The sequence below is a fragment of the Janthinobacterium sp. SUN137 genome (genome assembly GCF_030587265.1).
GTDB classification, from domain to species: domain Bacteria; phylum Pseudomonadota; class Gammaproteobacteria; order Burkholderiales; family Burkholderiaceae_D; genus Janthinobacterium; species Janthinobacterium kumbetense.
In genome coordinates, this window is record NZ_JAPWHZ010000001.1 from 470,691 (window position 1) to 492,566 (window position 21,876).

Sequence of the window (21,876 nt, forward strand, 5' to 3'; positions counted from 1 at the left end):
TCAGTCTCTAATTAGTTATGTAACTTCACGCCAAAGCGCAGCGCGATGCCCAGGCCGATGGCCACCAGGGTGATATTGATGAAGGACAGCGCCGCCACCAGGTCGGTCGAGCCGCCCGCCCACAGCGACACCAGCATGGCGCCGATCACTTCCGTGCCCGGCGAGAGCAGGTACACGCCCGTCGAATATTCGCGCTCGAAAATCAGGAAGACCATCAGCCAGGCGCCCAGCAAGCCGTACTTGATCAGCGGCAGGGTCACGTCGCGCGTCACCTGGCCACGGCTGGCGCCGACGGCGCGCGCCGCCTCTTCCAGCTCCGGCCCCACCTGCAGCAGCGCCGTCGAAATGAGGCGCATGCCGTAAGCCATCCACACCACCGAATACGCGAGCCACAGGGCGAAGATCGTCGAGCGCACTTCGCGCAGCACGGGGATCACATGGCCGCTCAGCCACAGGGCTACGCCGTTGTCCATGCCTTTCAATATGCCGTCGAGCCAGGCCGGCACGAACAGGAACACCCACAGGAACGACAGGCCGGCCAAGAGGCCCGGCACGGCGCGCGGCACCAGCACGCTGTAATCGAGCAGGCGCGTGATGCCGTCCTGCTTGCGGTGCATGGCCAGCGCGATGAAGCTGTAGCAGCCCACGGCCAGCGCGCCGCCGACGACGCCGATCAGGATGGTGTTGACGATGCCGCGCACCAGCGAAGGCTGGTCGAAAATGTCGCGGAAATGCTGCAACGTCAGCACGTCGGCCAGGTGCACGCCCTCGCCCCAGTACTGCACAAAGGAGCGCAGCACGATGCCCGTCAACGGCAGGATGATGGTGAAGACCAGCCAGCCGGCCAGCAAGGCAAACGCCAGCCACTTCCAGCGGCCCAGCGGCATGGCCTTGCTGCGCGCGCCCTTGCCCTTGATCGACACGTATTTGTTGGCGGATTTGAGCAGCCAGCGCTGTATCATCACCAGCGGCATGGTCACCATCACCAGGCAGACGGCGACGGCAGCCATCAGGTGGTACGACGGCGTGCCGAGCTTGTTCGTCAGCTTGTACAGATAGGTTGGCAGCACCAGATGGCCTTCCGGATCACCGAGCACCAGCACCAGGCCGAATACTTCGAAGCCGAGGAAGAACACCAGCACGCCCGCATACGCCAGCGCCGGCATGATCATCGGCAGCGACACATTGAGCATCACCTGGATCGGCGAAGCGCCGGCCACGCGGGCCGCTTCTTCCACGTCCGAGCCCAGGCTTTTCAGGGCCGACGAGGCATACAGGTAGACGTGCGGCACGTGCGTCAGACCGGCGATGATGACAATGCTGGTGAAGGAATAGATATTCCAGGGCACGAAGCCCAGCAACTCCTTGGCCCAGATCGAATAGAAGCCCACGGGTCCCATCGAGACGACGTAGCCAAAGCCCATCACCATCGGCGAGACAAAGATCGGCACCAGCAGCATGGGCGCCACCCAGCCGCGGCCGGGCAAATCCGTGCGCACCATCAGGAAGGCCAGCATGCCGCCCAGCGGCACGGCGATGACGGTCAGGCCGAAGGCCAGCATCAGGCCATTCTTGAAGGCCATGGCGAAATCGGGATCATCGAAGATGAAACGGTAGGAATCAAAGCCGAATTCGCGCACCGGCATGAAGAAGGGCGCGTTCAAAAAGCTCTGGTAAAAAATCAGGAACAGCGGCAGGAAAATGGCGACCAGGGTAATCGCCACGACCACGCCGCGCGGCCAGTTCAGGCGCGACAAGGGAGAGCGCGACCGTGCAGGCAGCGGCAAGATAGCAGTTTGCATGATGAATCCAATGAATGAAGGGTGCGGCATCCGTCCGCGGGCACGCGCCTGCGGACGGCCAGGACGGCGTTATTTCTTGCCGGCTGTTTCTTTCCATTGCTTCAAGAAGGCCATGCGCTTGGCTGGCCCCAGGAATTGCAGGATGATCGGATGCACGGGAATCGGCTTGACGTTGGCCGTGCCGATTTCCTTGATCAGCTCCGCCGAGGTGGTCTCGCCCGTGACGTCGGCGCGGATGGCGAACAGCTTGGCGCCGTTGGCGATGATGGTCTGGCCGCGGTGCGACAGGATGTAATCGAGCCACAGCTTGCTGGCGTTGACGTTCTTCGCGTTCTTGTTGATGAACTGCACGCGCGACAGGATCAGGGTGTAATCCTTGGGCAGCACCACGCCGATCGACGGGTCGGTCTTGGCGCGCACCAGCGCGTAAGAGCCCAGCACGTTGTAGCCGATCAGGTTTTCACCGGACGAGATACGCTCCATCATGGTGCCCGTCGACGACTGCACGCGCACCTTGGCCGTGCCGAACGCGTTTTGCAGCGCCAGGAATTGCGGATATTCCTTGGCATCCTGCGCCATGAACATGAAGCCCACGCCCGATTTTTCGATGTCGTAGGTGGTGACCTTGTCCTTGAACTTCGGCGTGGCGATCAGCTTGACGAAGTCATCGTGGTTCTTCGGCACTTCCTTCGGGTCGAGCAAACGCTTGTTATAGACGATGGCGGCCGGCTCGAACGTGGTGCCGTATGCCTGGTCGTCCCACATGGCCCAGCCGGGGATCTTGGCCGCTTCGACCGACTTGTATTTCAGGGCGTAGCCATCGGAGGCCAGGCGCATCTGCAAGTCCATTGCCGAGGACCACATCACGTCGGCCGTGTTGCCGCCGGCGGCCACTTCGGAAATGAAGCGGTTATACACTTCGGTGGAATTCATGTCGTTGTATTCGACCGAGATGCCTGGATACAGGGCGCTGAAGTCCTTGATCAGCGGCGCGGCGGCCTTGCTGTCGGTAGCGCTGTAGATCACCACCTTGCCTTCCTTTTTGGCCGCGTCGATGATCTTCTGGTAGTCGGCCGGATAACCTGCCGGTACCTGGGCGAAAGCGGCGCCGGCCAGGCTGGCAAACGCGGTGGCAAGGGCGGCTTGAAGCAGGGTCTTGGTTTGCATGGGGTTGTCTCCGTCTATGAATAGGTTTTTTATTTAATATGAGGTCGATCAGCGCATCAGGCCAAGCTCATTTGCCTGCCTGGCATACTCGTCGACCGCCTTCCTGACATACGCCGTCAGCTTCGGCCCCGTCAGGGCGAATGGATACAGGCCGGCCTGCGCGCGCCATTCCGCGAACTGCGGCGTGGCCATGACGCGGTCAAAGGTGGCCACCCAGCGCTGGTAGTCCGCCTCCGGCACCTGGGGCCCCATCCACACGCCGCGGATGATCGGCCAGACCACGTCGACGCCTTGCTCGCGCGCCGTCGGCACGCCGGCCAGCACGCCCGGCAGGCGCTTCTCCGACAGCACGGCCAGCACGCGCGCGTGGTTAGCGCTGGCGTTCAGGGTAGCTTCGGACGTGTCGCCCGAAACCACCTGCACATAATCGGCCTGCATCGCCGTAAACACTTCGCCGCCGCCTTCGAGCGCGACAAAACGCAGTACTTTCGGATCGATGCCGGCGTGGCGCGCCACCAGCGCCATCTTCAACCAGTCCTGGCTGCCGATGGTGCCGGAGACACCGATCAGCACCTTGTCCGGATGCTGCCGCAATGCCGCGATCAGGTCGCCCAGCGTCTTGTAGGGCGAATCGCTGCGCACGGCGATCATGCCGTAGTCGGCGCCCAGCGCCGCCACCCAGCGCACGTCGCCCGCCTTGGCATTGCCGAACTTGCCCTGCGCCAGATTCAACAGCGAACCGCCCGAAAAGGCCACCAGGGTGTTCGGCTCCGCGCGGCGGCGCTGCGAACCCATCGAGTGCCAGGCCACGGCGCCGATGCCGCCGGGCAGATAACTGATGCGCATCGGCGCCATGGCGGCTGCTGCGCCCTCCTGCGCCAGGCCTTTTTTCGCCAGCTTGCAGGTCAGGTCCATGGCGCCGCCCGGCTTGGACGGCACCACGCACTCGGCCGGCGCCGACGCCTGCGCCCCCGCGAGGGCGGGCAGCAGGCACAGCAGCAAGGACAGGAACAGGGAGCGCAGCATCGTCATGCCTTAGAAGCGGTGCTGGATGCCGGCGATCAGGCCGCGCTGCGTGTCGCCGAAACCGGCATCGTCACGCGACAGGCTGACCAGCTGGTTGTGCTTGGCCTTGGCGTAGGCGCCGGCCACGTACAGGTCGGTGCGCTTGGACAGGGCATAGCGCACGCGCGCCACGTACATGATCGGATCGGCATTGAGGTTGGCGGCCACGTTTTTCACGTCCTGGTAGTAGATCACGCCCGTCAGGGTGATCACCGGCGTGGTCTTGTAGCTGACGCCGCCCCAGTACAGGGTGCCGCGTACGTCGGCCTTGCCGGAGGCAGCCGGATCGAGCTTGTAGTCGCGCGCCGCCGCCTGCACTTTCCACGGGCCGTCGTCATACATGGCGCCCAGGTGGTACACGGTGGTCTTGTCGCGCGCGCCGCCGGCGATGGCATTGCCGTTCACCTGCTCATACGTGGCCAGCAGGCTGACAGGACCGGTCTTGTAGGTGACGGCCGTGGACAGCTTGGCGCTGTCCGAGTTGCCCGTCGACTGCTCGCCGAAGCCGTACGATGCGCCGTAGCTGAAGTCGCCCGTCTTGCCCGAATACTTGACCATGTTGTCGAAGGCCGTCGTCATACCGTACTTGCTCGGGCCCGTCGCGTTGGCCGAAGTGGCCCACGAATAGAACGGCGCATAGGCCATCGGATCGAACGGCAGCACGAAGTCATACACGGTGGTGAACGAACGGCCCAGCACGACGCGGCCAAACGCGCCTTCCAGGCCCACATTGGCCTGGCGCTTGAACAGCGCGCCGTCGGCCGCGCCCGTGTCGACCAGGATGCCGCCTTCCAGGTTGAAGACAGCTTTCAGGCCGCCGCCCAGGTCTTCGCTGCCCAGGATGCCCCAGCGCGAGGTGTTCATGCCGCCGGAGCTCACTTGTGTCATCGAGCTTTTGTTCGGACCGGCGTTGCTGGTGGTGCTGACGCCGGCGTCCAGGCGGCCGTACAGCGTGACGTTCGATTGTGCCTGGGCGCTGCCAGCGGCGGCCAGGACAGCCAGAGCGGCCAGCGAGTATGCGGTCTTCTTCATGTAGAGTATCTCCCTTAGATATAGTTATTAGTGATATGCCTGATCAATTTCATGAATCAGGATCACACTATATGAGCGCGATCCTTTCAATTCGCTTTCAGACTGACAGGTGTCGCCAGCCAGCCACAAAGGGGGCAAACATATTCATCGCCGCCCCTGTCGGCGCGGCGCCGGCAGGCTTACACTGCATCCATTTCAACGAATGGCGGAGACCATGCGCATATTATTAGTGGAAGACCATCTGGAGCTGTCGCACTGGCTGGCAAAGGCCCTGCGCGACGCGCACCTGACGGTGGAGACCGCCCACAACGGCGCCGATGCCGACGCGCTGCTGCACACGCAGGAATACTCGCTGGTGCTGCTCGACCTGACCCTGCCGAAGATGGACGGCCTGGACGTGCTGCGCCGCCTGCGCGCGCGCGGCGGCACGCGCGGCAAGACTCCCGTCATGATACTCACGGCGCGCGGCGGCCTGGATGAAAAAGTGCAGGGCCTGAACCTGGGCGCCGACGACTACATGGCCAAGCCGTTCGAACTGGCCGAACTGGAAGCGCGCGTGAAAGCCCTGCTGCGCCGCAGCCAGGGCAACGAAGCCCTCGTGCATGCGTGCGGCGCCCTCAGTTTCGACACCGTCACGCGCATGTTCAGCTATGCCGGCGCCCCGTTTCCCCTGACGCCGCGCGAACATGCCGTGCTCGAAGCGCTGATCACGCGCTCGGGGCGCGCCGTGTCGAAGGAAAAACTGTTCGACGAAGTCTTTGCGCTGGCCGACGACGCCAACCTGGACGCCATCGAACTGTATATCCACCGCGTGCGCAAGAAGCTGGAAAGCGGCGTGGAAAGCGGCTCGCCCGACGGCGCCGTCATCACCACCCTGCGTGGCATCGGCTACCTGCTGCAGCCGCGCAGCGCCATGGCGCCGGCCGCGCCGAAATGACCGTGCGCGCCCCACGCCCGCCCATGCTCGAACGCTTGCGCCGGCGCTGGGCGCAGGGCCGGCCGCTGGGCAGCCTGCGCAGCCAGCTGCTGCGCTGGCTGCTCATCCCCCTGGTGATGCTGGTGCTGCTCGATGCCGTCTTTGTCTACCGCAACGCGCTCGACGCGGCCGACATGGCCTACGACCGCTCCTTGCTGGCGTCGACGCGGGCGCTGGCCGAGCGCGTCTCCATCGTGGGCGGCAAGGTGGTGGCCGAAGTGCCTTACGTGGCGCTCGACAGCTTCGAAACCGACACCCTGGGCCGCATCTATTACAAGGTGACGGGCATCAATGGCGAACTGGTGTCGGGCTATGGCGACTTGCCGCCCGTGCCGAAAAACGTGCCCCGCTCGCAGAATTATCCCGCCCTGGTGCGCTTCTACCATGCCGACTACCACGGCAAGCCGATCCGCATCGCCGCCCTGCTACAACCCGTGTACGACGACTCGATGCGCGGCATCGCCCTGATCCAGGTGGCCGAAACGCTGGACGCGCGGCGCGGCCTGTCGAACCAGATCCTGTTCGACACCCTGAGCTGGCAAGCGGCGATGATACTGGTGATGGGCGCCCTCGTGTGGTTTGCCGTGCGCCTGGTGCTGCGACCGCTGATGCGCTTGAAAACGGAAGTCGAGACGCGCACCCTGTCCGACCTGTCCGACGTCGACCCCACGCTGGTGCACAAGGAAATGCGCCCTCTGGTGAGCGCCATGAACGGCTCCATGTCGCGCCTGCAGCAGCTGATCGCCAGCCAGCGCCGCTTCATCGCCGACGCCTCGCACCAGTTGCGCACGCCGCTGACGGTGCTGAAAACCCAGGCCGAACTGGCCATGCGCGAGTGCGACCGCCAGGCGGGCGCGCCGCCGGACATCGCCGCCTTGCGCGACATCGTGCGCTCGATCGCCGCCACTACCGATTCGACCGTGCTGCTGGCCAACCGCCTCCTGACCCTGGCGCGCATCGAGCATGGCGGCGACAGCCTGGCGATGGACACCGTCCCCTTGCGCGACGTGGCGCAGCAGGTGGGACTGGAAATGGCCATGGCCGCCGTCGGCAGGCATATCGACCTGTCGCTGGAAGCGCCCGACGAAGCGCCCGTGCATGGCCAGGCCCTGCTGCTGCATGAACTGGTGGCCAACCTGGTCGACAACGCCCTGCGCTACACGCCGCAGGGCGGCAGCGTGATCCTGCGCGTGCGCGCGGCGCAAACGGAGAACGGCCAGGAACACGGCGCCGTGCTGGAGGTGGAAGACAGCGGCAAGGGCATCCCGCCGGCCGAGCGCGAACGCGTATTCACGCCGTTCTACCGCGTCGGCACGGCGCTCGAGAGCAATCCTGGCGGCGCGGGGCTAGGTTTAGCCATCGTGCGCGACATCGCCGCCCTGCACGGCGCACGCCTGGAACTGGCGACGGCGGAAAATGGCCACGGATTGAAAGTCAGCGTGCATTTCGGCGTGGCCGCACGATGGCCTGCATAGATAGTCATTCGACACGAATCGTTGCCCAAAAACAACACGTAGTTTATTTCTAATATTTTTTAAATAATTGCCTTACATAAACATATTCATCCCTATACAATTCGGCTCCCATTAAGCGGCGAGACAGTCTCTCCGCATTAATTACCTAGGATCAATATGAAAAAGCAATTGTTTGCAGCAGTCGTAGGCGCCGCCCTGGCATTCCCTTTGTTCGCTCAAGCCGAAGGCGCCTACATCGGCGCCAACGTCGGCCGTTCGGAAATGAAGCTGTCCATCGATGAAGCAGGTTCGACCAAGAAAAGCAATACCGGCTACAAAGCTTACGCAGGCTACGACTTCACGCAAAACTTCGGCGCGGAAGCCGGCTACGTCGACTTCGGCAAACTGACGACAACCTTCGACGGTGATAAACTCGACGTGAAAAGCCATGCATTCTACGTTGCCGCCACCGGCACCCTGCCGCTGAACGAACAGTTCTCGCTGTTCGCCAAGGCTGGCGTGTCGCAAAACCGCACCAAAGTCAGCGTCGTTGGTGAAAACGTTAACGACTCGACCAACAAGACCTCCGCCATCTTTGGCATCGGTGCCGCTTACCACTTCGATAAAAAACTGTCGCTGGTTGCGGAATACGAAAACTTCGGCAAGGTAGCAAACGGCGATGACGCCAAGCTGAAAGCCGATCTGCTGTCGATCGGCCTGCGCTACAAGTTCTGATTCGCGCTGGCGTGAATGAATGTCCAGCCGATTTCATGGCGGATAAGAAAAACCGGCTGCACAGCCGGTTTTTTTATGGGCGCATGGCACGCCACGGGCGCCGATGTTAAGATCTCGCCCTGAAATTGACTGAAAGATTCCGCCATGATGACCAAAGAAGACGTAAGCGAACTGTTCGCCAACATCGCCGATAACGCGCCCTGGGACCTGTCCCAGCCGCTGCTGTGGGGCTATTACTTCACCAACCCGACTTCCGAACCGCTGGAGCAGGCCGCCACCGTGCTGGCGCTGCAGGGCTACCGCCCGGTGGAACTGTACCAGCCGGAACTCGACGATCCGGCGGCACCGCCCGTGTGGGTGCTGCACGTGGAAAAGGCCGAAGTGCATGGCGTCGACAGCCTGCACGCGCGCAATGGCGAACTGATGGCGTTTGCCCAGGAAAACCAGCTGGCCAGCTATGACGGCATGGATGTGGGCCCCGTCGGCGCGCCCGACGTGCCGCAGCACTAAGACAGTCATCGGATGAAAAAACGGCGCCCGCGGGCGCCGTTTTGCATGGATCGCTTGAAAACGCTCAGCTGAGGTTTTCCAGGCGGATCTTGGTGACCGTGCCCACCACGCTATTTAACGCTTCCATCTTCTCGATGGCGGCCGTGACATTCTTTTCCTGCGTCTGGTGCGTCAGCATGATGATGTCCGTGTGCGTCTCGCCTTCGGCCGGCTCTTTTTGCAGCATGGCGTCGATCGAGATGCTGCGTTCGGCCAGGATGCGCGTCAGGTCGGCCAGCACGCCCGGCTGGTCGGCCACGTGCATGCGCAGGTAGTAGCTGGTGGTGATTTCCGACATCGGCAGGATGGCGATGTCGGTCATCGCGTTCGGCTGGAACGCCAGGTGCGGCACGCGGTGTTCCGGGTCGGCCGTGGCCAGGCGGGTGATGTCAACCAGGTCGGCGATCACCGACGAAGCGGTCGGCTCGGCGCCCGCGCCGCGGCCCGAGTACAGGCTGGCGCCGACGGCGTCGCCATGCACCAGCACCGCGTTCATGGCGCCTTCCACGTTGGCGATCAGGCGCTTGGCCGGGATCAGGGTCGGATGCACGCGCAGCTCGATGCCTTCCACGCCATTGACGGTGGCGCGCTTGGTGATGCCCAGCAGCTTGATGCGGTAGCCCAGCTGCTCGGCGTAGCGGATGTCGACGGCATTGAGATTGCTGATGCCTTCCACATAGGCCTTGTCGAACTGCACCGGGATGCCGAAGGCGATGGCCGACATGATCGTGGCCTTGTGCGCGGCGTCGACGCCCTCGATGTCGAAGGTGGGATCGGCTTCCGCGTAGCCCAGTTCCTGCGCCTGTTTCAGCACGGTGGCGAAATCGAGGCCCTTGTCGCGCATCTCGGACAGGATGAAATTGGTGGTGCCGTTGATGATGCCGGCGATCCATTCGATGCGGTTGGCCGTCAAGCCTTCGCGCAGCGCCTTGATGATGGGGATGCCGCCGGCGACGGCCGCTTCGAAGGCCACCATCACGCCCTTGTCCTGGGCGGCGGCGAAGATTTCATTGCCGTGCACGGCCAGCAGGGCCTTGTTGGCCGTGACCACGTGCTTGCCGTTGGCAATCGCCTGCATTACCAGGGTTTTCGACAGGTCGTAGCCGCCGATCAGTTCGACGACGATGTCGATCTCGGGATCGTTGACGATCAGGTAAGGGTCATTGACGACCTTGCAGCCGCCGGCGACCAGCGCTTCGGCGCGCGCCACGTCGCGCACGGCGACGGCGACGACTTCAATGCCGCGGCCCGCGCGGCGCTTGATTTCTTCCTGGTTGCGTTTCAGGACGCTGAACGTGCCGTAACCGACGTTGCCCAGGCCCAGCAGGCCGATCTTGATGGATTTCATAGTTGTGCTTGACTGCTCATAAGTGGCGCCCCCCCTTGGGCGGCGCCAGGTTGATCGGTATTGCTACTGTCTGGCTCAGCCCCGGCTGTGGCGCTTGCGGTAACCTTCGAGGAAGCGCGCAATGCGGCCCATGGCCTCGGTCAGGTCATCGGAGTTGGGCAGGAAGACGACGCGGAAATGGTCGGGCGCGATCCAGTTGAAGCCCGTGCCCTGCACGATCAGGACCTTCGCTTCGGCCAGTAATTCATAGGCAAACTGCTGGTCGTCGGCGATCGGGTAGATCTCCGGGTCCAGGCGCGGGAACATGTACAGCGCGGCCTTCGGCTTGACACAGGTGACGCCCGGAATATCGGTCAGCAGCTTGTGCGCCAGGTCGCGCTGTTTCAACAGGCGCCCGCCGGGCCCCACCAGGTCTTGTATGCTCTGGTAGCCGCCTAACGCCGTCTGGATGGCAAACTGCCCCGGCGCGTTGGCGCATAGCCGCATCGAGGCCAGCATGTTGAGGCCTTCGATGTAATCTTTTGCGTGGCGCTTTTCGCCCGAGACCACCATCCAGCCGGAGCGGTAGCCGCAGGAGCGGTAATTCTTCGACAAGCCGTTCATGGTGATGAACAGCACGTCGTCGGCCAGCGAGGCGATCGACACGTGCTCGGCTTCGTCGTACAGCACCTTGTCGTAGATCTCGTCGGCGAAAATGATCAATTGATGCTGGCGCGCCAGTTCGACGATCTGCAGCAGCACTTCCACCGGATACAGCGCGCCGGTGGGATTGTTCGGATTGATGACGACGATGGCTTTCGTGTGCGGCGTGATCTTGCGGCGCATGTCGTCGATGTCGGGATACCACTGGTTCTGCTCGTCGCACACATAATGCACGGGATTGCCGCCGGACAGGCTGACGGCGGCCGTCCACAGCGGGTAATCGGGCGCCGGCACCAGCACTTCGTCGCCGCTGTTGAGCAGGGCGTTCATCGACATGACGATCAGTTCGGAAGCGCCATTGCCCAAATAAATGTCATCGATGGTGACGCCGGCGATATTCTTGCCCTGCGTATAGTGCATAACGGCCTTGCGCGGCGCAAACATGCCCTTCGAATCCGTATAGCCGGCGGCATTTTGCAGGTTGAGCATCATGTCGCGCACGATCTCGTCCGGCGGATCGAAGCCGAATACGGCCAGGTTGCCGATATTGAGCTTGGTGATCTTGTGGCCTTCTTCTTCCATTTGCCTGGATTTTTCCAGGACCGGGCCGCGGATGTCGTAGCAGACATCCGCCAATTTATTCGATTTCTGAATCGGTCGCAAAATAAATCCCTGTCGTGATGCGGCGCGGTAAGCAGAACTTGCAGCATGATAGCCGCGCCAGAACTATGAACCCGTGAAACTGCGATGCGAAAGACTGCAAGGCGAAAACAACCATTCTCGCCGAAAACAGGCCATTTTATCAAATTAAACATGGCCAACCCCAGCATTTGACGCCGATTCTGCCACGCCGGCGCCTCCGGACGGCAATCCGGCACGCGCCATCTTCATCTTCCCTTAATCTGGCAGCATTACCATGGCGCAAGCAGGCAGTCCCTCTGTGGCGCCGAAGATTGCAATTTGGAAAGGATATTGCTTTTCAGTCGCTCTTTTCTGTCATTTATGGCATGCTTACGCCCTTGGCCGCGGCACGCAGTTTGGCCGCGCGCGCACCGATCAACCGACACGACCAGCCCCCGATATCGCCATGAAACTCCATGCCAGCAGCACCCAACAATACCAGACTGTCACCGGCTATGACGAAAACGGCGTGGAGATCAATGCCCAGCCCTACAACTACAGCCTGATCGTCATGCCGGAAATGCCCCCGCGGGCGTGGGAAGTGGACAGTTTCGAGCAATTGAACGAGGCGCATTTCGCGCAAATCCTGGCCGATGCGCCCGACGTGGTCATCCTCGGCACGGGCGAGCGCCAGCGCTTCGTGCATCCGAAACTGACGGCCGCGCTGACCATGCGCCGCATCGGCGTCGAATGCATGGATAGCCAGGCTGCCTGCCGCACCTACAATATCCTCATGGGCGAAGGCCGCAAGGTCACGCTGGCACTGATCCTGGCCCCGGCCGCGGGCAAGGCCGCATGAAAATCAATGTCAACGAACTGCACTCGTCGCGGGTGCTGATGTGGTCCCTGCTGGGCATCTTCATCGTCGTCACCCTGTATGCGCTGGGCGTGCGTACCCTGGTACCGCCCGACGAGGGCCGCTACGCCGAGATGGCGCGCGAAATGTTCGTCACGGGCGACTGGATCACCACGCGCCTGAACGGCATCAAGTACTTTGAAAAGCCGCCGCTGCAAACCTGGATGAATGCGCTGACCTTCGCCGCCTTCGGCCTGGGCGAATGGCAGGCGCGCCTGTGGACTGGCCTGTGCGGCATCATCGGCGTGTGCATGACGGCTTACGCGGGCAAGAAAGTGTTCGGCCCGCGCGTGGGCCTGTATGCGGGCCTGGTGCTGGCATCGAGCCTGTTCTGGCTCGCTTCCGGCCAGATCAATTCGCTGGACATGGGCCTGTCGGGCATGATGACCCTCACCCTGGGCAGCCTGCTGATCGCCCAGCGCGACGACGCCACGGAGATCGAGCGGCGCAACTGGATGCTGGCCTGCTGGGCCGCCATGGCGCTGGCCGTGCTGGCCAAGGGCCTGATCGGCATCGTGCTGCCGGGCGCCGTGCTGGTGCTGTATTCGCTGTGTGCGCGCGACTGGCGCATCTGGACGCGGCTGCACCTGGTCAAGGGCTTGCTGCTGTTCTTTGCCATCGCCACGCCGTGGTTCGTGCTGGTCGCCCTGCGCAATCCGGAACAGCCGCATTTCTTCTTCATCCACGAGCATTTCCAGCGCTTCCTGATGAAGGGCCACAAGCGCGAAGGTGCCTGGTATTACTTCCTGGTGCTGCTCATTCCCGGCATCCTGCCATGGATAGGCGTGCTGCCGCAAAGCCTGGCCGCCGCCTTCAAGCGCCAGGAAGGCGCCTTCCAGCCCCGCTTGATGCTGCTCGTCTGGGCCGTCTTCATTTTCTTCTTCTTCAGCTATTCGACTTCGAAGCTGCCTGGCTACATCGTGCCCATCTTCCCGGCGCTGGCCCTGCTGGTGGCGCTGTACCTGGAATCGGCCTCGCGCCGCCAGCGCCTGTTCGCCGCCGGCCTGCTGTGCGTGCTGGGCGCGGCCATCCTGATCGGCGGACCGATCGCCTTCAGCAAGGCCAGCGCGCGCGATGCGGAAGCCCTGGTCGCGCTGAAGGGCTACCAGCCATGGCTGATGGCGGCCGGCTTCTTCGCCCTGGCCGGCGGCGCCCTGGCCTTGCTGCATGCGCGCCAGTTGCGCCGTGACATGACGGTGCTGACCATCGCCGGCGCCGGCTTCCTGGCCACGCACTGCATCCTGGCCGGCTCCGAACTGTATGGCCAGAACCGCGCAGGCACCGACATGCTGCCGCAGATCCAGGCCGAACTGACAGCCGATACCAAGCTCTATTCGGTCGGCATCTACGAACAATCGCTGACGTATTACCTGCAGCGGCCCGTGATCCTCGTCGATTACTGGGATGAGTTTACGTTTGGCCTGAAACAGCAGCCCGAACTGTCCATCCCGAACATCGAGCCTTTCATCACGCAATGGACGAACGATGCCAATGCCGGCGTGCACGACATGGCGATTATCAGCCTGTACCGCTACAAGGAATTGCAGGGGCGTGGCGTGCCCATGCGTGTGATTGCCGAAGATGCACGCCGCATGGTCGTTGCCAACAAGTAAATATTTAAAGGGGCGCGAGGCTGCACGGATCGCGCCCCCGGCCAGCTTGCCCCGCCCCTGCATCAGCAGGATTTTTCACCGCTGAAAGGCTGCGCCGCCATACTGACGATATAAAATAGCCATGCCTGCCGGCGCCTTTTGACGGCACTGGCAGCCTCGGCGATGCCGATACCCTGACACAATACAGATCCAAGAACTGCGCCCCATGACTTCTACCCTGCCCTTTTTGCCCTTTTCCAAACCCACCATCGATGAAGCGACCATCGCCGCCGTCGGCGAAGTGCTGCGCTCGGGCTGGATCACCAGCGGCCCGAAAGTGCAGGCCTTCGAAGCCCAGCTGTCCGAGTATTTCGGCGGGCGCCCCGTGCGCACCTTCAATTCGGGCACGTGCACCATGGAAATCGCGCTGCGCATCGCTGGCATAGGCCCCGGCGACGAAGTCATCACCACGCCCGTGTCGTGGGTCGCGACGGCCAACGTCATCATCGAAGTGGGCGCCACGCCCGTGTTCGCCGACATCGATCCCGTCACGCGGAATATCGACCTCGACAAACTGGAAGCGGCCATCACCCCGCGTACCAAGGCCATCATCCCCGTCTACCTGTCCGGCTTGCCCGTCGACATGGACCGCCTGTACGCGATTGCTGAAAAGTACAATTTAAGGGTCGTGGAAGACGCTGCACAAGCGTTCGGCTCCACGTGGAAGGGCAAGCGCATCGGCGCGTTTGGCGACTTCGTCTCGTTCAGCTTCCAGGCCAACAAGAACATCACCACGGGCGAAGGCGGCTGCCTCGTCCTCAACAACCTGGAAGAAGCCAAGCTGGCCGAGAAATACCGGCTGCAGGGCGTGACGCGCAGCGGCGTCGATGGCATCGACGTCGATGTACTGGGCGGCAAGTACAACATGAGCGACATCATGGCCGCCATCGGCCTGGGCCAGTTCGCCAATATCGAAGCGATCACGGCTCACCGCCGCGCGCTGGCACGCCACTATTTCGCGCAATTCGGCAGCGACTTCGAAGCGCTGAGCGGCGCCCAGCTGCCCGTGCAGGACTTTGAAAACAGCAACTGGCATTTGTTCCAGATCATCCTGCCTGACAATGGACCCGGCACGCGCGCCGCCTTCATGCAGCAAATGGCGCAGCAAAACGTGGGAACGGGCTATCATTACGCACCGATCCACCTGTTTACCATGTACCGCGAACGCGGCTTTACCGAGGGCATGTTCCCCGTCTCGGAAAAGATCGGCCGCCTGACCGTGACCTTGCCGATGTTCTACGCCATGACGACACAGGACGTGGAACGCGCCGTCGCCACCGTCAAATCCATTCTCATCAAATGAGCAGCGCGCCGATGAAACCTGAACTGTCCATTATCATTCCGATCTACAACGAGCAAGATGGCCTGGCCAGCCTGTTCGCCCGCCTGTATCCGGCCCTCGACGCCCTCCAGACGAGCTACGAGATCATTTTCATCAACGATGGCAGCCGCGACAATTCGGTACCCATCCTGGCGGAACAGTTCCGTCAGCGCCCGGACGTCACGCGCGTAATCTTGTTCAACGGCAATTATGGCCAGCACATGGCCATCCTGGCCGGCTTCGAGGCATCGCGCGGACAGATCATGATCACGCTCGACGCCGACCTGCAGAACCCGCCCGAGGAAATCGGCAACCTGGTGGCGAAGATGCGCGAAGGCTACGATTATGTGGGCTCGATCCGGCGCAAACGGCAAGATTCCGCCTGGCGCACGCTGGCCTCGAAGATGATGAACCGCCTGCGCGAAAAAATCACGAATATCAAGATCACCGACCAGGGCAACATGCTGCGCGCGTATGGCCGCAACGTGATCGACCTCGTCAACCAATGCGCCGAAGTCAATACCTTCGTGCCGGCACTGGCCTACACATTTGCCCGCAAGCCGACGGAAATCATCGTCGAACACGAGGAACGGGCGGCCGGCGAATCGAAATACTCGCTGTACAGCCTGATCCGCCTCAATTTCGACCTGGTCACGGGCTTTTCGCTGATTCCGCTGCAAATCTTTTCCATGCTGGGCATGGCGCTGTCGCTGGGCTCGGCATTGCTGGTGGTCTTCCTGCTGGTACGCCGCTTCCTGCTGGGCGCGGAAGCCGAAGGCGTGTTCACCCTGTTCGCCATCGCCTTCTTCTTCATGGGCGTGATCCTGTTCGGCATCGGCTTGGTGGGCGAATACGTGGGACGCATCTTCCAGCAAGTGCGCGCCCGTCCCCGCTACGTGGTGCAAACCATCTTGCAGGACGGCATGACACAGGCGGAAGCCGAGGCGCCATCGTATGTGCGCCTGGAAAAGCGCCAGGTGGGCCGCTGATGGGCGCCCCGCGCGCCGTCGTCTTCGGCTACCACAATGTAGGCGTGCGCTGCATCAAGGTGCTGCTGGCCGGCGGCGTCGACATCGCCCTCGTCGTCACGCACGAAGACAGCCCCACGGAAAACCTGTGGTTCGAATCCGTCGCCAGCCTGTGCCAGGCGGAAGGCATTCCGTACATCACGCCATCGGACGCCCGCGCGCCCGAGTTGCTGGCGCAGGCGCAGGCGGCAACACCGGACATGCTGTTCAGTTTTTACTACCGCCACATGTTGCCGGCTAGCATCTTGGAAGTCGCACCCGCCTACAATATGCACGGCTCGCTGCTGCCGGCGTTCCGCGGCCGCGCGCCCGTCAACTGGGCCGTGTTGCATGGCGCCCCGCAAACGGGTGCCACCCTGCATGAAATGACGGTCAAGCCCGATGCCGGCGCCATCGTCGCGCAAACGGCCGTGCCCATCCTGCCCGACGACACGGCCTTCGAAGTCTTCGGCAAGGTCACCGTGGCGGCGGAACAAACCCTGTGGAACGTGCTGCCGGCCTTACTGGACGGCACGGCGCCGCGCCAGCTCAACGATTTGCGCCAGGGCGGCTACTTTGGCGGCCGCAAGCCCGAAGATGGCAGGATCGACTGGAAGTTACCCGCGCAGCAGGTTTACAACCTGCACCGGGCCGTCGCGCCCCCCTATCCCGGTGCCTTCACCGAAGTCAATGATGTCATTTACATTATCGAAAAAGCCCGTTTGAGCAAGCTTTCCGCAGGAAGTTTGCCACCGGGCTTGGCGGTAGTGGATAATTGCATCTTTGGCGTCTGCGGAGACGGCCGCATGCTGGCCATTTCCGCGCTGAGGGCTGCCGGGGAGCCGATTTCGGCTCAGCAATTGCAAGCAAGTCTGACCACCCGCGTCAGCACACACTGATTTAACTCAAGAGAATCTCACATGAAAAAAGTCCTCATCTTAGGCGTCAACGGCTTCATCGGCCACCACCTGTCCAAACGCATCCTGGAAACCACCGACTGGCATGTCTACGGCATGGACATGAACACGGACCGCATCACGGAATTGCTGGAAGATGACAACTACAAGTCGCGCATGCACTTCTTCGAAGGCGACATCACGATCAACAAGGAATGGGTCGAATACCACGTCAAGAAATGCGACGTCATCCTGCCCCTGGTCGCCATCGCCACGCCATCAACCTACGTCAAGCAGCCGCTGCGCGTCTTCGAACTGGACTTCGAAGCCAACCTGCCGATCGTGCGCTCGGCCGCCAAGTACGGCAAGCACCTGGTCTTCCCGTCGACCTCGGAAGTGTATGGCATGTGCCATGACGAGGAATTCGACCCGGAAAACTCGGAACTGATCTGCGGCCCGATCAACAAGCCGCGCTGGATCTATTCGAACGCCAAGCAGCTGATGGACCGCGTAATCTGGGGCTACGGCATGGAAGGCTTGAACTTCACCCTGTTCCGTCCTTTCAACTGGATCGGCGCCGGCCTGGACTCGATCCACACGCCAAAAGAAGGTTCCTCGCGCGTGGTGACGCAATTCTTCGGTCACATCGTACGCGGCGAGAACATCTCGCTGGTCGATGGCGGCGCGCAGAAACGCGCGTTCACCTATATCGACGACGGCATCGATGCGCTGATCCGCATCATCGCCAACAAGAACGGCATCGCCAGCGGCAAGATCTACAATATTGGCAATCCGACCAATAACTATTCGATCCGCGACCTGGCCGGCATGATGCTGACCCTGGCCGCCGAATACCCGGAATACGCCGAAGGCGCGAAACACGTGAAAATCGTGGAAACGACCTCGGGCGCCTACTACGGCGCCGGCTACCAGGACGTGCAAAACCGCGTGCCGAAAATCACGAATACCTGCGAAGAGCTGGGCTGGGCGCCGACCACCACCATGGCCGATTCCCTGCGCAACATTTTCGACGCCTACCGCAGCCAGGTAGCCCAAGCCAAAGCACTGATGGATTAATGTTGAGCAAGCCGTTCCTGACCCTGAAAATCGACGTCGATACCTATCGCGGCACCCGTGAAGGCATGGGCAATCTGGTGCGCATGCTGGCCGCGCACCAGGCCAAGGCCACCTTTCTGTTCTCGCTGGGCCCCGACCACACGGGCTGGGCCCTGCGGCGCGCCTTGAAGCCCGGCTTTTTCAGCAAGGTATCGCGCACCTCGGTGGTCGAGCACTACGGCTTGAAAACATTGATGTACGGCACTTTGCTGCCGGGACCCGATATCGGCAAGCAATGCGCGGCGCAATTGCGCGCCGTGCGCGATGCCGGTTTCGAGTGCGGCATCCACACCTGGGATCACACCCTGTGGCAAGACAACGTGGCCAAGCGCAACGCCGCCTGGACCATCAACATGATGCGCAAGGCCGCCAACCGCTACGAACAAGTGTTTGGAACAAAGCCGCACACGCACGGCGCGGCCGGCTGGCAAATGAATGTCAGCGCCTTTGTCGAACACGACACGGCCGGCTACCGCTTTGCCTCCGATGGCCGCGCCATGCTCGACGCGCGCGGCGCCATGGTGCATCCAAGCAATGGCCCGCACCGCGTGCGCAACGGCAACACGATCCTGCAATGCGTGCAATTGCCCACCACCCTGCCCACCCTGGATGAATTGCTGGGCTGCGAAATCGACGGTAAGCTGATCACCACCGGCAATGTTGCGGCGCATATCCTGTCATTGACGGCCGACAATCCGCGCGATCACGTATATACCTTGCATGCGGAACTTGAAGGACAGAAACTCGCCCCCATTTTCGAACAACTGCTGGCTGGCTGGAAAGCCCAGGGCTACCAGTTTGCAGCGATGGGCGATTATTATGAAAAGATAAAAAATACGGACTTGCCCGTTTGTCCCGTCACCTGGGATGAGTTGCCAGGCCGTTCGGGACGCCTGATTGTGCAGGGCAAAGCGGCCTGAATGCTGTATTGTTGCACCTGGATGCGTTGCCAGATTAAAAACAGCGCTGATGATCACCGTTCAGGAGAGAACCTGTGGCTGATAGCCAATCCCTCGTTAGCATACCCGACTTTAGCGCCGCGATGACCAGCGGCAAGACCTTTCAGTTGCTGGGCCGCCCGGCCAAGGCCACGGTGCTGTTTTTTTATCCGAAGGACAACACCCCTGGTTGCACCACGGAAAACATCGCCTTTCGCGATGCGTATTCGCAATTCGTCGCTGCCGGCGTGGAAATCTACGGCATCAGCCGAGATTCCCTGCGCTCGCACGAAAGCTTCAAAGCCAAGCTGGAGCTGCCATTCGAGCTCATTTCCGACCCGGACGAAGCCGTTTGCCTGCTGTTTAACGTCATGAAGATGAAACAGATGTACGGCAAGACGGTCCGTGGCGTCGAGCGCAGTACGTTTGTGATTGACGCCCAGGGCCGATTGGTGAAAGAATGGAGAGGCGTGAAGGTCGCAACTCACGTGGAAGAAGTGCTGGAATTCGTAGCGCATCTGAATTGATCGTCCATTTTGATCCAATGCGCGTTGCCGGCTTCCAGCGAGCTTAGTTCAACCGCAGTTCAGTTCACGGTACCTATCGCCATTTTGAGTCAACGAAGCGCCTCCATCCACTCCGCCAGGCGGGCCTGCAGCCCGCCGATGGCGTCCATGACCGGCCATGCTGCCGGCCTTCCGGCAGTTACTCGTCCTGTAGCATTGTTGTTCCCCCGCATCCACCCCATGAGAAGTGCCGCCAGAAGCTGGCTGCCCATGGGCGATTCATTCCAGAAATTTTTTGATTGAGATCCTGATGCCACTGCCAAAATTACCGAGCAAGCCAGCCACCATCCTGGCCACCCAAGATTACCCAACCGCAGGCGCAGCGCGCCCGGCCACCAAAACCCCGGCAGCCAAGAAAGTGGCTGCACCGATCATTGAAGCGGCGATCGCCGAAGTTGCCAAGCCAGTCCGCAATGCGGCCACGAAGATCAAGCAAGTGGCGGCCCTGATGGTCGCCAAGCCGGTACAGGCGCCCGCACCGGCGCCAGTGGCCGCAGCCCCTGCTCCTGCCGCGAAAACCAAGCCGGCAGCCAAGGGCAAGGTCACGCCGCTGAAATCCGTCAAGCAAGTCGAGCAGCCACATCCGGCCAAGCACAAGGCGGTCGAAGTCCAGCTCAAGTCGTCCGCCAGCCGCGCCGCCGATCAGCGCGGCATCAGCAAGCTGTTCGTGCTCGACACGAACGTGCTGATGCACGATCCATCGTCGCTGTTCCGCTTCGAGGAACACGATGTGTACCTGCCGATGATGACCCTGGAAGAGCTGGACAACCATAAAAAGGGCATGACGGAAGTGGCGCGCAATGCGCGCCAGGTCTCGCGCACCCTGGATGCCCTGATCAGCAACACGGATGACGACGCCATCGAGCACGGCATCCTGCTGTCCAAGCTGGGCAACAAGGATGCCAAGGGCCGTCTGTTCTTCCAGACGCGCCTGCAAAGCGCCGACCTGCCGGCTGGCTTGCCAGTAGGCAAGGCGGACAACCAGATCCTGGCCGTCGTGCGCTCGCTCGAGTCGGAACAGGATGGCCGCCCCGTCGTGCTGGTGTCGAAGGACATCAACATGCGCATCAAGGCGCGCGCCCTGGGCTTGCCGGCCGAAGATTACTTCAACGACCATGTGCTGGAAGACACGGACTTGCTGTACTCGGGCATCGTGCAATTGCCGGACGACTTCTGGAACAAGCACGGCAAGGACATGGAATCGTGGCAGGAAAGCAAGAACGGCTACAGCTCCACCTTCTACCGCGTGACGGGCCCGTTCATTCCATCGTTGCTGGTCAACCAGTTCATCTACCTGGAACCGAAAAACGGCGAAACGCCGTTCTATGGCCAGGTGAAACAGATCAACGGCAAGACGGCCGTGCTGCAAACCCTGCGCGACTTCAGCCACACGAAGAACAATGTGTGGGGCGTGACGGCGCGCAACCGTGAGCAGAATTTCGCGCTGAACTTGCTGATGAATCCGGAATGCGACTTCGTCACCCTGCTGGGTCAGGCCGGCACCGGCAAGACCCTGCTGGCCCTGGCCGCCGGCCTGGCGCAGGTGCTGGAAACCAAGCTCTACAATGAAATCATCGTCACCCGCGTGACGGTGCCGGTGGGCGAAGACATCGGTTTCCTGCCAGGCACGGAAGAGGAAAAGATGTCGCCATGGATGGGCGCCTTCGACGACAACCTGGAAGTGCTGAACAAGTCCGACTCCGATGGCGGCGAATGGGGCCGTGCGGCAACGCAAGACCTGATCCGCTCGCGCATCAAGATCAAGTCGCTCAACTTCATGCGCGGCCGCACCTTCGTCAACAAGTTCCTCATCATTGATGAAGCGCAAAACTTGACGCCGAAACAAGTCAAGACCCTGGTCACGCGCGCCGGTCCCGGCACGAAGATCCTGTGCCTGGGCAACATCGCGCAGATCGACACGCCGTACCTGACGGAAGGCTCGAGCGGCCTGACCTACGTGGTCGACCGCTTCAAGGGCTGGACCCACAGCGGCCACGTCACCCTGGCGCGCGGCGAACGCTCGCGCCTGGCCGATCACGCCAGCGAAGTGCTGTAAGTGGTAGCGGGCGGCGC

At 62.0% G+C, this 21,876-nt stretch carries 19 protein-coding genes; 13 read left to right on the plus strand and 6 right to left on the minus strand.

Annotation, left to right across the window (positions count from 1 at the left end):
* Positions 1–11: 11 nt before the first annotated feature.
* The 4 genes from O3298_RS02220 to O3298_RS02235 form a co-directional block, all read right to left on the minus strand.
* A complete protein-coding gene (locus O3298_RS02220; protein ID WP_289916624.1) occupies positions 12–1,802 on the minus strand; it encodes an iron ABC transporter permease in 1,791 nt (596 codons plus the stop codon).
* Between the two features lie 69 nt (positions 1,803–1,871).
* Positions 1,872–2,969, minus strand: coding sequence for an ABC transporter substrate-binding protein (locus O3298_RS02225; RefSeq protein ID WP_099667024.1), 1,098 nt, complete (start codon positions 2,967–2,969; stop codon positions 1,872–1,874).
* A 48-nt stretch (positions 2,970–3,017) separates the two neighbouring features.
* A complete protein-coding gene (locus O3298_RS02230) occupies positions 3,018–4,001 on the minus strand; it encodes a tripartite tricarboxylate transporter substrate binding protein (protein WP_305058425.1) in 984 nt (327 codons plus the stop codon).
* Between the two features lie 3 nt (positions 4,002–4,004).
* The gene (locus tag O3298_RS02235) at positions 4,005–5,066 is read right to left on the minus strand and encodes a porin (protein ID WP_099667023.1); all 1,062 of its coding nucleotides are present in this window, start codon (positions 5,064–5,066) and stop codon (positions 4,005–4,007) included.
* A 214-nt stretch (positions 5,067–5,280) separates the two neighbouring features.
* Here O3298_RS02235 and O3298_RS02240 point away from each other — a divergent pair, with 214 nt between their 5' ends.
* The 4 genes from O3298_RS02240 (at position 5,281) to O3298_RS02255 (ending at position 8,741) form a co-directional block, all read left to right on the plus strand.
* On the plus strand, positions 5,281–6,003 hold the full coding sequence (locus O3298_RS02240; protein WP_251350454.1) for a response regulator: 723 nt from the start codon (positions 5,281–5,283) through the stop codon (positions 6,001–6,003).
* A 23-nt stretch (positions 6,004–6,026) separates the two neighbouring features.
* Entirely contained in the window at positions 6,027–7,517 is a 1,491-nt protein-coding gene (locus O3298_RS02245; RefSeq protein WP_305058962.1) for a sensor histidine kinase, read from the plus strand.
* 156 nt (positions 7,518–7,673) lie between these two features.
* A complete protein-coding gene (locus O3298_RS02250; RefSeq protein WP_289910999.1) occupies positions 7,674–8,231 on the plus strand; it encodes an outer membrane beta-barrel protein in 558 nt (185 codons plus the stop codon).
* A 144-nt stretch (positions 8,232–8,375) separates the two neighbouring features.
* Complete coding sequence (locus O3298_RS02255) at positions 8,376–8,741, plus strand: ribonuclease E inhibitor RraB (RefSeq protein ID WP_305058426.1); 366 nt, start codon at positions 8,376–8,378, stop codon at positions 8,739–8,741.
* Between the two features lie 64 nt (positions 8,742–8,805).
* Here O3298_RS02255 and O3298_RS02260 read toward each other — a convergent pair whose 3' ends face one another.
* Positions 8,806–10,128 carry a homoserine dehydrogenase gene (locus O3298_RS02260; RefSeq protein ID WP_251350452.1) on the minus strand — a complete coding sequence of 441 codons (1,323 nt, stop codon included), beginning with the start codon at positions 10,126–10,128 and terminating at the stop codon, positions 8,806–8,808.
* A gap of 75 nt (positions 10,129–10,203) precedes the next feature.
* Positions 10,204–11,433, minus strand: a complete 1,230-nt coding sequence (locus O3298_RS02265) for a pyridoxal phosphate-dependent aminotransferase (protein ID WP_305058427.1) — start codon at positions 11,431–11,433, stop codon at positions 10,204–10,206.
* A 424-nt stretch (positions 11,434–11,857) separates the two neighbouring features.
* Between O3298_RS02265 and O3298_RS02270 the strand changes: the two genes are divergently transcribed.
* The 9 genes from O3298_RS02270 (at position 11,858) to O3298_RS02310 (ending at position 21,859) form a co-directional block, all read left to right on the plus strand.
* Positions 11,858–12,250, plus strand: a complete 393-nt coding sequence (locus tag O3298_RS02270) for an Mth938-like domain-containing protein (protein ID WP_070260554.1) — start codon at positions 11,858–11,860, stop codon at positions 12,248–12,250.
* Positions 12,247–13,920: a glycosyltransferase family 39 protein gene (locus O3298_RS02275; RefSeq protein WP_251350451.1), complete on the plus strand. Its 1,674-nt coding sequence runs from the start codon at positions 12,247–12,249 to the stop codon at positions 13,918–13,920. The genes O3298_RS02270 and O3298_RS02275 overlap by 4 nt, the downstream gene beginning before the upstream one ends.
* Positions 13,921–14,125: 205 nt before the next feature.
* The gene (locus O3298_RS02280) at positions 14,126–15,262 is read left to right on the plus strand and encodes a DegT/DnrJ/EryC1/StrS aminotransferase family protein (RefSeq protein ID WP_099667015.1); all 1,137 of its coding nucleotides are present in this window, start codon (positions 14,126–14,128) and stop codon (positions 15,260–15,262) included.
* An 11-nt stretch (positions 15,263–15,273) separates the two neighbouring features.
* A complete protein-coding gene (locus tag O3298_RS02285) occupies positions 15,274–16,269 on the plus strand; it encodes a glycosyltransferase (protein WP_251350449.1) in 996 nt (331 codons plus the stop codon).
* Positions 16,269–17,186 (plus strand): formyltransferase, encoded by a 918-nt coding sequence (locus O3298_RS02290; RefSeq protein WP_305058428.1) that lies wholly within the window; start codon positions 16,269–16,271, stop codon positions 17,184–17,186. Before O3298_RS02285 ends, O3298_RS02290 begins: the two co-directional genes overlap by 1 nt.
* A gap of 21 nt (positions 17,187–17,207) precedes the next feature.
* Positions 17,208–18,260: a bifunctional UDP-4-keto-pentose/UDP-xylose synthase gene (locus O3298_RS02295; RefSeq protein WP_070290550.1), complete on the plus strand. Its 1,053-nt coding sequence runs from the start codon at positions 17,208–17,210 to the stop codon at positions 18,258–18,260.
* Positions 18,260–19,219, plus strand: coding sequence for a polysaccharide deacetylase family protein (locus O3298_RS02300; protein ID WP_077407497.1), 960 nt, complete (start codon positions 18,260–18,262; stop codon positions 19,217–19,219). Before O3298_RS02295 ends, O3298_RS02300 begins: the two co-directional genes overlap by 1 nt.
* Positions 19,220–19,293: 74 nt before the next feature.
* Positions 19,294–19,764 carry a peroxiredoxin gene (locus O3298_RS02305; protein ID WP_034785468.1) on the plus strand — a complete coding sequence of 157 codons (471 nt, stop codon included), beginning with the start codon at positions 19,294–19,296 and terminating at the stop codon, positions 19,762–19,764.
* 289 nt (positions 19,765–20,053) lie between these two features.
* The gene (locus O3298_RS02310) at positions 20,054–21,859 is read left to right on the plus strand and encodes a PhoH family protein (RefSeq protein ID WP_099667012.1); all 1,806 of its coding nucleotides are present in this window, start codon (positions 20,054–20,056) and stop codon (positions 21,857–21,859) included.
* The last annotated feature ends 17 nt before the right edge of the window (positions 21,860–21,876 follow it).

Coding starts and splice junctions, on each gene's coding strand:
- O3298_RS02245 (WP_305058962.1), top strand. CDS start 6,027: ATGCTCGAACGCTTGCGCCGGCGCTGGGCGCAGGGCCGGCCGCTGGGC.
- O3298_RS02280 (WP_099667015.1), top strand. CDS start 14,126: ATGACTTCTACCCTGCCCTTTTTGCCCTTTTCCAAACCCACCATCGAT.
- O3298_RS02230 (WP_305058425.1), bottom strand. CDS start 4,001: ATGACGATGCTGCGCTCCCTGTTCCTGTCCTTGCTGCTGTGCCTGCTG.
- O3298_RS02255 (WP_305058426.1), top strand. CDS start 8,376: ATGATGACCAAAGAAGACGTAAGCGAACTGTTCGCCAACATCGCCGAT.
- O3298_RS02250 (WP_289910999.1), top strand. CDS start 7,674: ATGAAAAAGCAATTGTTTGCAGCAGTCGTAGGCGCCGCCCTGGCATTC.
- O3298_RS02295 (WP_070290550.1), top strand. CDS start 17,208: ATGAAAAAAGTCCTCATCTTAGGCGTCAACGGCTTCATCGGCCACCAC.
- O3298_RS02310 (WP_099667012.1), top strand. CDS start 20,054: ATGCCACTGCCAAAATTACCGAGCAAGCCAGCCACCATCCTGGCCACC.
- O3298_RS02240 (WP_251350454.1), top strand. CDS start 5,281: ATGCGCATATTATTAGTGGAAGACCATCTGGAGCTGTCGCACTGGCTG.
- O3298_RS02285 (WP_251350449.1), top strand. CDS start 15,274: ATGAAACCTGAACTGTCCATTATCATTCCGATCTACAACGAGCAAGAT.
- O3298_RS02235 (WP_099667023.1), bottom strand. CDS start 5,066: ATGAAGAAGACCGCATACTCGCTGGCCGCTCTGGCTGTCCTGGCCGCC.
- O3298_RS02290 (WP_305058428.1), top strand. CDS start 16,269: ATGGGCGCCCCGCGCGCCGTCGTCTTCGGCTACCACAATGTAGGCGTG.
- O3298_RS02260 (WP_251350452.1), bottom strand. CDS start 10,128: ATGAAATCCATCAAGATCGGCCTGCTGGGCCTGGGCAACGTCGGTTAC.
- O3298_RS02225 (WP_099667024.1), bottom strand. CDS start 2,969: ATGCAAACCAAGACCCTGCTTCAAGCCGCCCTTGCCACCGCGTTTGCC.
- O3298_RS02270 (WP_070260554.1), top strand. CDS start 11,858: ATGAAACTCCATGCCAGCAGCACCCAACAATACCAGACTGTCACCGGC.
- O3298_RS02275 (WP_251350451.1), top strand. CDS start 12,247: ATGAAAATCAATGTCAACGAACTGCACTCGTCGCGGGTGCTGATGTGG.
- O3298_RS02300 (WP_077407497.1), top strand. CDS start 18,260: ATGTTGAGCAAGCCGTTCCTGACCCTGAAAATCGACGTCGATACCTAT.
- O3298_RS02220 (WP_289916624.1), bottom strand. CDS start 1,802: ATGCAAACTGCTATCTTGCCGCTGCCTGCACGGTCGCGCTCTCCCTTG.